The organism is Ensifer sp. GW821-FHT05G01 (assembly GCF_059419585.1).
In genome coordinates, this window is the sequence record NZ_JBWKSC010000009.1 from 66,525 (window position 1) to 81,170 (window position 14,646).

The following is a 14,646-nucleotide window of genomic DNA, read 5'->3' on the forward strand; positions in this document are numbered from 1 at the left end:
GCGCCGTGTCGATTGGTTGGTCCAATAGATACTGGGATGCGCCTAGACCTCGACCAGGCCCTTGCCCGCCTCTGACGCTCGAAGCTGGTCGCGGCGGTTGAACACGGCGATGGCAGCAAAGGTGAGTATTCCGGCGGCACCTGTTGCAACGGTTATCCATAGGGAAGGCAGCACCCCGAGCCAGGCTAGGGCCGAAGCAAGCGAAAAAGGTGCCGCGGCGGACGACAGTTGCTTGGCGGCGGTAACCCAGCCAAGCCGCGCGCCGTAATTGTGCTTGCCGAAAAGCTCGAGCGGCAAGGTGCCGCTGACGATGCTGATCAGGCCCGATCCCATGCCGAAGAGGATGGCGAAGGTGATCGCGCCCGGCAGCCATGGCGCCGTAGCGGTGAGGACGACAAGCCCGAGAACCAACAGGCATGCGGCGATGACGGCAAGCGAGGTCTGGGTGATCTGTTTGCCGAAGAGCATGTTGACGAGGCGACTTGCCACCTGCGCCGGGCCGAACAGGCTGGCCACCAGGAGACCTGACGACCCCAGATCGAGTTCGACCGTCAAGGGTACCATGTGGATCAGAACGGCAGAGAGAACCAGGCCCTCAAGGGCAAACCCGAGCAGCATCAACGTGAAAAGCGCGGTCCCGTGAGCGGGCGGCGTGACGGGCCGCTCCGACGGCTGGGTGTCCACCGGCACAGCCACGACGTGCCGTGGCCCCTTGAGGAGGTGTGCGAGCCACAGATGGATGGGCAAGCAAAGGAAGAGGTTCATGGCCGCAAACAGCATGTAGATATCGCGCCATGAAATTGATTGGTGAAGGCTCGCGGTCAGTGGCCAGAACAGCGTTGAGGCGAAGCCGGCGATGAGCGTGAGGTGGGTGATCGTGCGCCGCGGATTGCAACCGCCAAACTGGACGATCGCGACGAATGCGGTGCTGTAGAGCACGAAGGTCGATGCCACCTGCATTGCCACGAGCGCGATGGCAAAGGTCAGGCGTTCGCTCGCCATCGCTGAGGCGAGCAAGGCGGCGGCCGCGGCAATCGATCCGAAAGACAGAACGCGCCCGGCGCCGAACCGGTCCGCCCATCGGCCGGCCATCGGCGCAAAGAGACCCCCGACGAGAAGCGCGCCGGACAGCGTTGCAAACACCCATTGTTCGGTCCAGCCGAAATCGCTGGCGATCGCCGGGACGAGAACGCTGAAGCTGTAGAAAAGCGTTCCGTAGCCGATGATCTGGGTGAGGCCCAGCCCTAAGAGGGCCGGGAGCGGGAAGCGCATCTCGGTCATCCGGCTCTTCCCATGATCTCAGATCGCCTTGAGCGAGACGCGTTGCTCCAGTTTGTCGGCATCTTCCTTACGCTCGCTGTAGCGATCGGTCAGATAAGCCGAGGCGTCGCGGGTCAAAAGGGTGAATTTGACAAGCTCTTCGCAGACATCGACGACACGGTCGTAATAGGAGGAAGGTTTCATTCGTCCGTCGGCGTCGAATTCCTGCCAGGCTTTTGCGACCGAAGACTGGTTCGGGATGGTGATCATGCGCATCCAGCGCCCGAGAATGCGCATCTGGTTGACAGCGTTGAACGACTGGCTGCCGCCGGAGACTTCCATGACGGCAAGGGTCTTGCCCTGGGTCGGCCGCACCGAGCCGAGCGACAGGGGTATCCAGTCGATCTGCGCCTTCAGGATGCCGGTCATGGCGCCATGCCGCTCAGGGCTGACCCAGACCTGGCCTTCGGACCATTCCGACAGACGGCGCAGTTCCTGGACCTTTTCGTGGCTGACGGGGGCGGCATCGGGAAGCGGAAGTCCTTCCGGGTCGAAGATGCGGACCTCCGCGCCGAAATGTTCGAGTAGGCGGCGGGCTTCATGGGCAAGCAGCCGGCTATAGGAGACCGGCCGCAGCGAGCCGTAGAGGATGAGGATGCGCGGCTTGTGCGTCGAAAGGGACGGGCGGAGCGCCGCCATATCGGGCTGGCGGAGATGGTCGAGGCTTGCTGCAGGCAGATCAGACAAGGCGCTTTCCCTCCGCATCCAGCACCTTCTCTCCGTCTTCCTTGGCAAAGGCGCCCTTGAATGTGTCGGGCAGAATGTCGAGCACGGCTTCGGAGGGCCGGCAGAGGCGGGTGCCCATCGGGCTGACAACGAATGGTCGATTGATCAACGCCGGATGCGCGATCATCGCGTCGATCAGTTGCTCATCCGACAAAGACGGATCGTCGAGCCCGAGTTCGGCATGGGGTGTGCCCTTCTCGCGCACCGCTTCTCGCACGGAGAGACCGGCGGCCGCGATCAGCCGCTCGAGCGTTTCCCTGGACGGAGGTGTGTGCAGATACTCGACGACGGTCGGTTGGATGCCGGCGTGGCGGATCATTGCCAGGGTGTTGCGCGACGTGCCGCACATGGGGTTGTGGTAGATGGTGACATCCATGGTCAGGCCCTTTCTGGGTTGGTGTTTCGGGCGACGGCAGGGCTGGCCTCGTACCAGTCCTTGCTGCGGTTGACGATCCAGACCACCGACAGCATGACGGGAACCTCGATAAGGACCCCGACCACCGTTGCGAGCGCCGCCCCGGAATGAAAGCCGAACAGCGAGATCGCAGCTGCAACCGCCAGTTCGAAGAAATTGGAGGCGCCGATCAGCGCCGAGGGGCCGGCTATGCAATGCTTTTCCCCCGCTGCCCGGTTCAGAAGGTAGGCAAGCCCTGAATTGAAGTAGACCTGGATGAGGATCGGCACCGCCAGCAACGCGATGACAGCCGGTTGCGCAATGATCTGTTCACCCTGGAAGCCGAACAGCAGGATCAGCGTTGAAAGCAGTGCGACCAGTGACAATGGCTGGAGCTTGCTCTGCAGCCAGTCGAGCCTTGCCGTCGATCCCCCGGCCGTCAGCCGCCGTCGCAGGATCTGGGCCACAGCCACCGGGATCAGGATGTACAGGGCAACCGAGATCATCAGCGTGTCCCAGGGCACAGTGATTGCCGAGAGCCCGAGCAACAGCGCGACAACGGGCGCAAAGGCAACGATCATGATGGCGTCGTTGAGTGCCACCTGGCTCAGCGTGAAGTGTGGCTCACCTTTCGTCCGGTTGGACCACCATTGCCGTGCAGGGCGCGGCTGCAAGGATGATCAGGCCGGCGATATAGGCGTCGATCTGGTCGCCCGGGAGCAGCGGGCGGAACAACCAGCCGATGAACAGCCAGCCGAGCAGCGCCATGGAGAACGGCTTCACGGCCCAGTTGACGAACAGGGTGACGCCGATGCCGCGCCAATAACTGCCGACCTTCGCAAGCGAGCGGAAGTCGATCTTCAGCAGCATCGGGATGACCATCAGCCAGATCAGGAGGGCAACCGGGATATTGACCTTGGCAATTTCCATTGCGCCGATCGCTTGGAAGACATCCGGAAGGAGATGGCCCAGTGCGATGCCGACGACAATACAGCCAAAGACCCAGAGGGTGAGCGTGCGTTCGAAGAGCGACATCGTCAGGCGGGCCTTGTATGAGTGTTGGTCGTTCCCTCCATCATGCCAATCTGATGCAGGTGGTGTTCAAGCGCCATTCTGTCGATTGATTGCATGGGGAGGTTGACGAACGCAGTGATGCGGTTCTTGAGGAAGCGGGCTGCCTGCGCGAACGCGCGTGCCTTTTCGATTTCTGTTCCCTCGACGGCTGCAGGATCTTCGATGCCCCAATGTGCCGTGATCGGATGGCCGATCCATACCGGGCAGGCTTCGCCGGCGGCGCTGTCGCAGACGGTGAAGATGAAGTCCATCTGCGGTGCGCCCTGCTGAGCAAAGACATCCCAGCTCTTTGATGTCGCCGCTTGCGCGTCGTAGCCGAGCGTTTGCAGTTCGTTAAGGGCGAGAGGGTGTACCTGTCCCTTTGGCTGGCTGCCGGCCGAATAGGCCCGAAATCGGCCCTTGCCCTCCTGATTGAGGATGGCCTCGGCCAGAATGGAACGAGCGGAATTGCCCGTGCACAGGAAGAGCACGTTAAACATGCGGTCGGTCATGGTGCGTCCGTCTAAGGCGTTTGTTGGTCGATGGGTTTGGCTGTCATGGCTGACTTGCTCTCCCGCTGCTGCAGCAGGGCATGAGATCGGCAATCAAGGGGGCGCAGAGGTCGGCGTTGCCACCGCAGCAATCCTTGACCAGGAAGACCGTCAGTTCCCGCAGTGTATCGAGATTGGCGCGATAGATGATCGATCTGCTCTGGCGCTCGCCAGTCACCAGTCCCGCACGCGAGAGCGTTGCGAGATGGGCAGACATCGTGTTTTGCGGCACCTCGACCGTTCGCGCGAGCTCCCCGACGGGAAGGCCGTGGGGTTCGTGCTTGACCAGCAGCCTGAAGACGTCGAGCCTGGTCGACTGGGCGAGGGCGGCAAGCGCGATGATGGCTTCTTCATTATCCATATATCCAGATTAATGGAGATATTGAGCGTGTCAAGTGGAGCCGTGAGAGTTTCACAAATCGACGCGCATCTCGATCTTGCCAGATCCATGCACCGATCCGGGCTTGCCGATACGGCGCCGGGACCGGACTGCGAACGGATGCCTGCCGACGGAAGCGCGGCCCCGCCTCCAGCCCGATCTGAGTTCAATCGAGGGTCTCATTTTCACGGCGTAGCTTTACGGCACTCGCTGTCAAATTGAGAGATGCCTCGGCCTCTGGAAAATTGCGCTGCCTGTTCCAATATCTGAAAAGTCATCTCAACCTGCTTTGATACGGAGGATCAGAGTCAGATGGATCGGTATTTCCTCGACCTGGCAATCGACGAAGATCAATTGAAAATGCTCCAGCGCGTGTTCCGACACGCCTGCTCCAGCAACGAACTGGAGCCGGAGAGCGAAGAGGCGGATCAACTCGGCGCCTCGCTCATCCAGATCTTTCAGCGCGGCGTTCGCAGCGAGCTTGCGCTCATGCAGATGCTGGGCGGCGACGATCGGCGCGTTGGCGCGAACGACCGGGACACGGCCCCGACCTGACATGGAATGATGCTCGCCACCCCGCGCGGCGGTGTCGTTCGGCGAGGAGGGTCGGCAGGTGCCAGTGTCATGGGAGAGATGGGCCACGGACATTCCTGTCCATGGCCTTCGGCTGGCTTGGAGACGTCAGGGCTCAACCCGGATTTACTGGTTGGCCTTTGCATAATCCTGCATGTTCTCAGGCGTCACCAGTTCAAAGGGTACCCAGATGTGGCGCTCGGTCTTTTCGCCGCGTGCCAATGCCACCGCCGCATCCATGGCGGCTGCTCCTTGAGCGACGGCATTCTGGAACACCGTCACGTCGAGATCGCCCTGCGACATCGAGGCAAGGCCATCCGGCGTCGCATCGATGCCGGCGACGACGACCTTCGACATGTCGACACCTGTGGACTTCATCGCCTGGATGGCGCCGATTGCCATCTCGTCGTTGTTGGCGATGACGGCATCGAACTTTGTGCCCGCCGACAGCCAATTGGTCATGATGTTGGTAGCCTCGAGGCGATCCCAGTTTGCGCTCTGTTCTTCGATGACCTTCATGCCCTTGCAATCGTCAGTGGCGATGACGTCGTGGATATCCTTGGTGCGGGTCAGCGAGGAATGGTTGTTGAGGGGGCCCATCAGGACGAAGAGGTCGCCCTTGCCGCCGAGCAACTTGCAGACTTCCTTCGTCTGGATCGTCCCGGAGTCGAGTTCGTTGGAACCGACGAAGGCGGCGGTTTCCGGCAGGCTGTCGACATCGGCAGGCGGATGGTTCGCATAGACGACCGGGATCTTGGCTTCGGTGGCGAGCTTGGTGATGGCCGGCGTGCCGTCGCCGTCGACCGCGACGACCACGATGGCGTCGACGCCAGCGGAGATCAGGTTCTGCACCTGATCGAGCTGCCGGCTCGGGTCGTTCTGTGCATCTTCTACCTGCACCGTAACCTTGTCGAGTTCGGCCGCGCGGCTCTCCATGCCGCTGCGCAGGATCGTCAGAAAGGCGCTGTCGGAACGGGCAATGGCGATGCCGATGTTCTCGGCGTGCGCCGTCGTTGCCGTGAGCGCGCAAACGGCGGCGGAAATCAGAAATCTCTTCATCTCAGTCCTCTCCCTTGATCCGAGCGTACAGGTAAAGCTCGAAGAATGTATGTTCTGATTTTTGAATAGATCAAACATTCATTCCATTATCAAGGCGGTTTCAACCGATGTGGGAGGCACTGGACGAATGAAGTTCTCGATGGCGCGCAATGGTGGGCTCAGCCTCCGGCAGCCCGCGCAGGGGCACCCAACGGACACCATGCGATCATCAAACGTAGCCGGGATGATCTGGCCGCCGGTCGCCAGACATGGCGCTGGTCGCAGTTGCGCAGGTGGTCGACTCCGCTCGTGACATGTGCCGGCGGATCATCGATGCATGGCAGGGCTGTCGTGGACTTCGCAGCCACGACGGCCGGGCCGCGGTGTTCCCGTCAATTCGCGGCGAAGCAGTAAAACAACCCGTCGCCGCCCGTGCCCTTGAAGGCTTCCTGGGTGCAGCCGCCGCGCGTCGCGTGCGATGCGTTCCACGATTTGGCCTCGGCACTGTCGTTGAGACCCGTGCGATCGCTGTGGCCGACGATCGCCGCACCGTCCGTTCCGCTGAGCGTCCAGTTGCCGCAGGTCTCCGGCGCGGCCGTGCCGTCGGCCTTGGAGCCGGTGAGGATATCGTGCCGGTTCGGCTTATCGCCGCGGCCGTTGATCACTTCGCCCTTCTCGTTGAGCGCGGTTTGCTTCGTCAGGTTGTTCTTGTCGCTGTGCAGCGAAGCGACATCGTCGGCGATCTTCTCGCCCTTGGCATTGTACCAGGGGCCGGCCCCGATACGGTCCTTGGCGTTTTCCGTATCGGTGGAGAGGTAGGCCTTCCAGGTCTTGCCCGTGGAGCCACCCGCCGAGGCCAGCGTGCTGCAGTAGGTGTCGGCGCCGGCAAGGCCGCCAAGATCGCCGCCCTTGCCCGGATTTGCGCTGGTGACGAAGAAGCTCATCGATGTGTCCTGGGCGTAGGCCCCGACGGCGGAGCAGGCCAGAGCGGCCGCGACAAGTACAAGCCTGCGTTTCATGGCATTTCCTCCCGGTACGGTTTGAACCGGGTGAAGCCTAGGGGCACCCCGAACAGGAGTAAAATCGAAATCTTGTGATCTGCCGCGGGCAGCCGCACTCGCCATCGGTCCCAGGTTCGGCGTGAAACCTTCCGACGTGGTCGGCTCCAGCGGTTGACGCGGAAAACATGGTTCGGGAAGGCGACCGTGTGTAGAAAGGAAGTGTCGAACCGATCGCCCGGCTATCCCAGGCAAGATGGGCCAAAGTCGCGCCGCCATACAAGTTCGTCCCTGATCCGGTTCCGGTACAGGGACGAAATCATGCAAGCGTTTCAAGACGCGATAGCGCCGCGCGGATATGCGACGTGTAAGCCGCGTCGCAATCTTCCAGATGCGCTTCAAACCCCTGTTCTTGCGCATGACGCGCAAACTGCCGAACTCTGTCGCGCGTCTGCTGTCGCGGATGTCGCCTCAGTTCAGCCTGAGGTCGATTCCGGGATGGAGCTTCTTGAGGTTGGGCAAAGACTTTGACTGCCACGGAATCTCGGAGGTTCCACGCACCGTCAATTGCACGTTCGGCCGGTTGCGGGCCTCGATCGTCAGCTTGGCGAGCAGGTTGATCCCCGATGAGTTCAGGAACTGCAGTTCCCCCAGGTCGATCGTCATGCGGTCGGGCTCGGCCTCAAGCACGCCCATGGCGAGGGTGAAGATCGGGGCATAGGCTTCCGTGCCGGGAAGCCGCATGGTTCCCTCGAAGTGGATGTCGTTGCCCTCGGACCAAACGCGGTAGTCCTCGTCCTTGATTTCCATATTCACCTGCTCATCAGTTCGAGATATCGGGGACGGGGATCGAGGCATAAGTCTCAAGCGCGACGTCTCCACTGCCGCCGTTGGGTCCGAAAACCCAGGCGAAGCGGACGCCATAATCGCTCATGAGTGTTAAAAGACCAAGTCCAGATCCGCTTTTGCCGGTGCCGATTGCATTGGCTTCGATGCGTTCGATCAGAAGGTCGCCCGGGTCACCGGTGGTGATCTCGGACAAGAGATCCTGGAAGCGTGCCGCAGTCTCGCCATCGACGAAGTTCGACACCTTTGCGTGGAAGTTGCTGTCGTCGATCGATGCCTCGACCACGATGCCGCCGGCTGCGCGGAACTTCACCGCGTTTTCGACCAGTTCGTTGGTCAGGTAACCGATATTGTGCCGGACTTCCTTGTAGGCGTTACGCGAGCCGCGGTAGCGCATCGCGATCAGCTCGGCGACAAAGTCCGAGGCGATAGCGCAATGTTTCCAGCTGAGGTTGAGCTGGCCGTCGTAAAGACGCAGCCTCGTCACGCTTTCATTGGCGCCCCTGGTCAGGTCCGCCGGTCCGTACAAAGTCGTCATCTGCTCACCTGTGTCTCATGACCACGAGGGTAATGTCGTCGTGAATTTTCTGCTTGCCGATGTGCGCCATCAGATCCTCGAGAATCCCTGATTTTGCTTCTTCGGCGCTGCGTCCATAAAACTGCCGCGCACTGTCGCAGAGCCGCTGGATGCCGAACAGTTCGCCAGCCGCGTTCTCGGCTTCCGTTACCCCGTCCGTGTGCAGGATGATCATATCACCCTGGGCAAAAGCGACTTCGCGCGTGGCGACGAACCGCGAGATATCGGGCTCCAAACCGATCGGCAGGCCGAGATCCATCGTGTCGATGCGCTCCACCTCCTGGGCGTTGCGAACGACGATCAGTTCCTCGTGCTGCCCCGAAAGCGTCAGGCGGCCGCCATCATAGTCGAGAAACGCCAGAGAAAGATGCTTGTCGGTATTGGTGCGCACGATATTTTTGTAGATCGCGCGGTTGAGGCGGTTGAGGAACTGATTGGGATCCATATCACCGGCTTCCTGCAAGGCGCGCGCAACCGATTGCACCATCAGCATCAGGACGCCGCTCTCAAGGCCGTGCCCGGTGACGTCGCCGATGCCGATCTTCAGCCGCGTGCCGTCACGCAGCACATCGTAGTAGTCCCCGCCCACTTCGTCGGCAGGCCGCATATAGGCGGCGATCTCCAGGTTTGCGATCTCGTCGAGCTCGCCAGCCTTCGGCAACACCATCATCTGGATCTGCCGGGCAACCGCCAGCTCGGCGCCCAGCCTTAGGTTTTCGCTGCGCAGCTGCGTGTTGAGGGCGGAGATCTGCTGGTTGGCTTCCTCGATCTGCTTCGTTCGCTCCTCGACGAGATGCTCGAGGTTTTCGGTGTGGAAACTGATTTCCTCCGCCATCCGGTTGAAGGCCGTGCCGGCTTCGCCCACTTCGTCGCGGGTGGAGATCGGCACCCGGACCGAATAGTCCTTCGCCTGGATGCGCTTGGCGGCGCCGGCAAGCGCACTGATGCCGGCGGTCACGCGCTTGGAAATGCCGAACACGGCCGCCGTCACGAACAGCAACGACGCAAGCAGCGCCAGGATCTGGTAGGCGAGGATGCGGTTCGTCGCCTGCGAGATGCCGGCTTGCGCGGCAAACAGCGACGCATAGATTTCCCGTTCGGGAACCACGATGCCAAGCGACATCGTTTCCTTGCGCACCGGGCCCGACATCCAGAAGTTCTCCGGCTGCAGCTGCTTCAGAAGAACGAGATAAGGAACCTTCTCGCCGGCCTCGTCGAGCATGACGCGCTGGATCACACCGTCCTGCCCGAGCGGCAATTGTGCGATGGCGACCTGGGCGCTCTTGCGCAGCGACCGGTCGGCACCCGTCACGCCTTGCGTGCTGGTATCGCTTGATGTCTGCAGGCCGATCGTCTTTTCGCCGGCCGGGTTGATGGCGAGCACATTGCCATCGGACATCGCCAGGAAACCGAAGCCGCTCTCGGCGACCTTGACGTTCTGCACCACCTCGGCCAGCTGGTCGAGCGTGATATCGGCGCCGGCAGCACCTGCCACGGCCTTTCGGTCGCGCGACCACAGCGGCTGGAAGAAGCTGACGATGAGCTTGCCGGTGATTGCGTCGGTATAGGGCGCCGTCTGCGTCACATCGTTGGGCACCGGCCTGACGCTCGGGTCCTTCGCCCATCGCTCCCAGGATTCGTAGATGCCGGGAAAGAAGAACGTCCAGAATTCCGCCTCGTTATGGCCGGGATAAAGACGGTCGAAGGTCTGCGCCTGGTCCGTGTAGGGCGCGGTCCTGAAGATAGGCCGTTCCTTGGGGCCGATGTAGTACATCTGCAACTTGGACCGGCCGCTTTCGAGCAGGCTCGGCGCAACCAGGTCGAGCACCGCGCTGTTCTCGATCTCGGTCTGGACGTCCGGAAGAGGGCGACGGTCCGGCCCGAGAAGATAGCCCCAGACGCTGACGACCGAGGGTGGGCCGGGCAGGTTCTGCGCCCATCCGCCCTTCTCATCGTAGACAACGGTGACAGAACCTGGCGCGCCGCGGGCAAGAGCCTCGCCGACCTGGAACTTGCGCACCGGCCGATCAATCTGCGACTGCAGAACGCCGGCCAGTGTTCCGACGTCGGTGTGAACCTGGCCGAGAAGCAGGTTGACGCGGGCGGCGGTCGATTCCGCGTAGGACCGCATATAGTCCTGGTTGGCCTTCTGTAGGCCCTGGCCGACTTCTGTTGCGGCATCACGCGACAGTCTTTGCACATTCCAAAGCGCAAGGCCGCCCGTCACCAAGAGATCGAACAGCACGGCGCCGCCGACAACGAGCACGAACTTGGCGCGGAAAGACCTCAAGCCGAGGCGGGAACTTGATGCACTCGGTTCATTCATGTCGGCTTGCGCCCCGATGCGACCCAGATCGGCCAGCCCGCATAGCCCTTGGGATGAAGGGCGGCAAAGATATGATCGCGGAAGCCCTGCCGGAAGCGCTCGATGAACTCGGGCGTGTCGCCACGTCGCACCGCCATTTCTCCGGCATAGACGTTTTCCCAGGCGGTGATCACATCGGCGAAGTCCTGCGGGTCGCCGTCGAGGTTCGTCACCATGAACGACTCCACCAGGATGTCGTCGAAGCCCGCATCAGCGAGATAGCGGCGGCTTTTGGGCCCGAGTTCGACGTCCATATCGAAATGGCTGAACAGCTTGGCGACCTCGTTATAGGTCCACTGGATGCTCTGGGCGCGCGGTTCGCCGAGGCAGTGCGAGTTCTTTTCATTGGTGATGTAGACGCGTCCGCCCGGTTTGCAGATCCGGTAGAGTTCCTTCAGCAGCAGCTCGGGTTCGTTGAAGATCTGCAGCGAGTGGCGGCAGCTGACGAAGTCGAACTGATTGTCCTCCAGCAGCATTTCCGACGCATCGCCGTAGGTGTATTCGATATCGGTGATGCCGAAGTTGGTCGCCACCTCCCGAGCATAGGCGAGGCTCGCCTTGGAGTGGTCGAGGGCAACGATCCGCGCCGGCTGAAACTCCTTCTGGACGAGAACGGCAAAGTCGCCGATGCCGCAACAGACGTCGGCCATCGCGATGCCCGGCCGCAGGCCGTGCCGAGGCAGGATCGAACGCTCGTGGCGCCAGGTCATCTTCGTCTGCGTTCTCAAAATCGGGATGAAGCTCGTGTCCTCGACGAAGCTCTGCCCGGGATAGAAGGTCGAATCGTAGACCTCGACCGTAATCTGCGGTTCGATCTGGTTGAGATGCCCGAACATGCGCGTGGTCCAGCCGACGACGCTCGACGTCACGATCACCATGCGCAGGTCCGCGCGTGCCCGGCAGGCGTCGAGGGCAACCCGCACGAAGGCATGGAATGCGGTGTTGTTCATCTGGATCAGGCGTTTCACGTCGACGTAAAGCACGCCGCGAACGTCGTCGATCGCCTGCTTGAGCATGGCGATGCTATCGGCGATCTCGTCGACGGACCGCGGCCGGACGACGCCGGCGAGCGAAAACACCTGGCTATTGGCGTCGAACGCCACCTTGAAGTTGGGGGAAAGGCCTGTGACGCTCAACTGACGAGCCCTTCCAGCGGCAAGTCGACGATCAGCGTGACTGCGGGTGACGTGCTTTCCTCGATACGGATGCTCGCGTCGAAATTGATGGCGAGATCGAGCAGGATGGATTCGCGACTGGGTGCCATGTCGGTCGAGATGGAATCGGAATAGCGGGCATGCGCATCGCTGCGATCGATCTTCTGTACGGCTTCGCGGTAGAACGGCACTTGTTCGGCCGGGCATGGAAATGTGATCTGGACGCGCTCGACCGGTCCATGGCGGTAGATCGAAAGACCGATTTGGCCGCTGGCGGTTCCGCCGCGAAAGGACACTTCGAGCAGCTCGTTGAGCGCCGACGAGAAGAAATTCGAATGCCGGACCGGATCAGCTCTGTTGTGGCTGATCATGCGGGCGAGATAGGTGGAGAGATGGTCGCAATGCTGCCATTCCGAAAGAAACGTCCCCATCTCCATTTCAAACTGGAGCAAGGGCTCGAAGGCCGCTTCCGCTGGCACACTGTTACCGACGTCCATGCTTGCTTTGTCCTCCATCTGTGGAACTTTGCCACGGCCCACAGGCACTTTCTACGCTGATTTATCAGGCACGCAAACTGGGGAGAGACCGGCGCACCTTGTGCTGGCGGCCAACCCCACAGCCTCACTCGCAGCTTTTTTAAGAAACTTCCATTGACGATGATTGACGCAAATAGCCGTCGATGGCGTTGGGTGGCATGGGAACGCCGAGGAAGTAGCCCTGCAAGCGATCGCAGCCTTCGCGTTCCAGCCACAGGGCCTGTGCCCGCGTCTCGACGCCTTCCGCCGTCACCGCCATCCCCAGTCCGTGCGCGAGCGCGATGATCGAGCGAACGATCACCTGGCTCTTCTCGTCATTCTCGAGATCCTTGATGAAATAACGATCGATCTTGATCGTGTCGAACGGGAAGTTCTTGAGATAACTCAGCGAAGAATAGTAGGTGCCGAAATCGTCGAGCGAGATCTGAATGCCGAGCACGTTCAGCGTATTGAGCGTGTCGAGATTGTTGGTGGTCTTCTCGAGCAGAACCGATTCGGTGACTTCCAGTTCGAGCCGATCTGCCCGCAAGCCGACCATATCGAGCGTCTGTGATACGCGGTCGGTGAAGCCGTCGTGAAGGAACTGTGCCGGAGACAGGTTGACGGCCACGGTGAAATGCGCAGGCCATGTGGTCGCCTGGCGGCAGGCCTGCTCCAGCACCCATTGGCCTATCTCGCTCATGAGGCCATCGGATTCTGCCATCGGCACGAAGACATTGGGCGGAATGATGCCAACCAGCGGATGACGCCAGCGCACCAGTGCCTCGAAGCCGACAATGGTGAAGGGAGGCTTCACCAGCGGTTGATACTCGATGGAAAACTGGTTTTCCCTGAGCGCGGTTCGCAGGCTTCGGCGCAGCATCTCCCGCTGTTCCAGCACGATCAGCATCGATCGGCTGAAGGTTTTGGCGCGGCCTCGGCCTTCTTTTTTGGCTGCATAAAGCGCTATGTCGGCCGCCTTCATCAGCTGCTCGCCCTCATTGCCATCAGGCGGCGCGATGGCAATGCCGATGCTTGCACCGACAAATGCCGATATGCCATCGACCGTGAACGGCTCCTTGAAGGCGTTGACCACCGCATTGGCGAGCCGCTCGGCTTCGGCCGGCTGCTCGGCGTCCCGCTGGATGATCGCGAATTCGTCGCCCGCCAGCCGGTAGGCAACTTCGCCGTCCTGCAGAACGCCGCGTATGCGTTCGGCCGCCATGCGCAGCACCGCGTCTCCGGCTCCGTGACCAAGCGTGTCATTGATCGGCTTGAAATCGTCGAGGTCGATCTGCATCAACGCCGGCTTCTTTTCATTGACGGCCGGCAGCACGCTTCGCAGGTCGTCGCTGAATTGGCGGCGGTTGGGCAGACCGGTCAGGGCATCGTGGGTCGCCTGATGAAGCAGCAGTGCGCGCTCGTTCTCGCCCTGGCTCGCGACCTCCCGCCTCACCGATGCGCCATCTGTCTCGATGACGCCGACGCCCTGGCCGGCGCGAAAGACCAGCAGGGTTCGCCGAGACCGATTGGGCGCGTCGAAGATTTCGATGCTGCGGGGAACGCCGTTGGCAAGAACGGACTCGGCCATCGCCTTCGAGGCCGGCTCAAGCAGTTCGGGGTAGACATGCCAGAGTGTTGCATCGACCAGTCCAGCCACCTCGTAAGCCCGTTGAAGAGCGACCGAGGAAGCGACCAGATGCAGAGCCTCGTCGTAAACCGAGATGACCTCGTCAGTATTGCCAAGGACGGTATCGTCCACGGGAGATGCAGCAGACAACGTCGAGTCAGTGCTTGACATCCTAGCCTTTCCCTTTCCGTTGCGGTTTGGTTTGGACCGCTTGCGAACATTGCTGTGCCCGAACCGCTTGGACTGCAAGCATGGCGCCGCCCTCTAATTTCAGTCTGTTCTCATTCATGGCTATCGTACAAAGCGTTGCCGTCAATGCCGCCCGCAAGTGGTGCGGCCGGCGATCAGAGCCGGCGGTTCGAACCGAGTGTACGAGCACAGGCATCTTCTCTGTTCGGTTGCAATTTTATAGCTCTTTCTATCACTCGCGGGCGAGGCAGGCAATTTTTGGGCGACTCGGTAAGCATAGCGATATCTAGCGATCCGATGGCTTTGCTCATCGGTCATGGCTAAAATAGTGTTATCTT

At 61.3% G+C, this 14,646-nt stretch carries 14 protein-coding genes and 1 pseudogene; all 15 read right to left on the minus strand.

The genetic code is table 11. From position 1 onward, the window contains the following. Positions 1-42: 42 nt before the first annotated feature. Positions 43-1,281: an arsenite efflux MFS transporter ArsK gene (gene arsK / locus AC07UR_RS21450; protein WP_209790215.1), complete on the minus strand. Its 1,239-nt coding sequence runs from the start codon at positions 1,279-1,281 to the stop codon at positions 43-45. 18 nt (positions 1,282-1,299) lie between these two features. Next, on the minus strand, positions 1,300-2,025 hold the full coding sequence (gene arsH, locus AC07UR_RS21455; RefSeq protein ID WP_209790214.1) for an arsenical resistance protein ArsH: 726 nt from the start codon (positions 2,023-2,025) through the stop codon (positions 1,300-1,302). Further along, positions 2,000-2,422: an arsenate reductase (glutaredoxin) gene (arsC, locus tag AC07UR_RS21460; protein WP_209790213.1), complete on the minus strand. Its 423-nt coding sequence runs from the start codon at positions 2,420-2,422 to the stop codon at positions 2,000-2,002. Before arsC ends, arsH begins: the two co-directional genes overlap by 26 nt. Before the next feature lie 2 nt (positions 2,423-2,424). Further along, positions 2,425-3,475: pseudogene (gene arsB, locus AC07UR_RS21465) on the minus strand (ACR3 family arsenite efflux transporter). A gap of 2 nt (positions 3,476-3,477) precedes the next feature. Further along, on the minus strand, positions 3,478-4,005 hold the full coding sequence (locus AC07UR_RS21470) for an arsenate reductase ArsC (protein WP_209790212.1): 528 nt from the start codon (positions 4,003-4,005) through the stop codon (positions 3,478-3,480). A 43-nt stretch (positions 4,006-4,048) separates the two neighbouring features. Continuing rightward, the gene (locus tag AC07UR_RS21475) at positions 4,049-4,405 is read right to left on the minus strand and encodes an ArsR/SmtB family transcription factor (RefSeq protein WP_209790211.1); all 357 of its coding nucleotides are present in this window, start codon (positions 4,403-4,405) and stop codon (positions 4,049-4,051) included. A gap of 297 nt (positions 4,406-4,702) precedes the next feature. Further along, positions 4,703-5,065, minus strand: a complete 363-nt coding sequence (locus tag AC07UR_RS21480) for a hypothetical protein (protein WP_209790210.1) — start codon at positions 5,063-5,065, stop codon at positions 4,703-4,705. A 57-nt stretch (positions 5,066-5,122) separates the two neighbouring features. Next, complete coding sequence (locus tag AC07UR_RS21485) at positions 5,123-6,055, minus strand: substrate-binding domain-containing protein (RefSeq protein ID WP_209790209.1); 933 nt, start codon at positions 6,053-6,055, stop codon at positions 5,123-5,125. A gap of 371 nt (positions 6,056-6,426) precedes the next feature. After that, the gene (locus AC07UR_RS21490; protein WP_209790208.1) at positions 6,427-7,053 is read right to left on the minus strand and encodes a hypothetical protein; all 627 of its coding nucleotides are present in this window, start codon (positions 7,051-7,053) and stop codon (positions 6,427-6,429) included. A gap of 450 nt (positions 7,054-7,503) precedes the next feature. Then, a complete protein-coding gene (locus tag AC07UR_RS21495) occupies positions 7,504-7,842 on the minus strand; it encodes a slr1659 superfamily regulator (RefSeq protein WP_077502623.1) in 339 nt (112 codons plus the stop codon). 13 nt (positions 7,843-7,855) lie between these two features. Further along, the gene (locus AC07UR_RS21500) at positions 7,856-8,416 is read right to left on the minus strand and encodes a slr1658 superfamily regulator (protein WP_173423329.1); all 561 of its coding nucleotides are present in this window, start codon (positions 8,414-8,416) and stop codon (positions 7,856-7,858) included. A 4-nt stretch (positions 8,417-8,420) separates the two neighbouring features. Then, positions 8,421-10,781 carry a SpoIIE family protein phosphatase gene (locus AC07UR_RS21505; RefSeq protein WP_209790207.1) on the minus strand — a complete coding sequence of 787 codons (2,361 nt, stop codon included), beginning with the start codon at positions 10,779-10,781 and terminating at the stop codon, positions 8,421-8,423. After that, positions 10,778-11,956, minus strand: coding sequence for a class I SAM-dependent methyltransferase (locus AC07UR_RS21510; RefSeq protein ID WP_209790206.1), 1,179 nt, complete (start codon positions 11,954-11,956; stop codon positions 10,778-10,780). The genes AC07UR_RS21505 and AC07UR_RS21510 overlap by 4 nt, the downstream gene beginning before the upstream one ends. Continuing rightward, complete coding sequence (locus tag AC07UR_RS21515) at positions 11,953-12,471, minus strand: ubiquinone biosynthesis methyltransferase UbiE (protein WP_209790205.1); 519 nt, start codon at positions 12,469-12,471, stop codon at positions 11,953-11,955. Before AC07UR_RS21515 ends, AC07UR_RS21510 begins: the two co-directional genes overlap by 4 nt. A 139-nt stretch (positions 12,472-12,610) precedes the next feature. Then, on the minus strand, positions 12,611-14,290 hold the full coding sequence (locus tag AC07UR_RS21520) for a putative bifunctional diguanylate cyclase/phosphodiesterase (protein WP_209790204.1): 1,680 nt from the start codon (positions 14,288-14,290) through the stop codon (positions 12,611-12,613). Positions 14,291-14,646 lie beyond the last annotated feature (356 nt).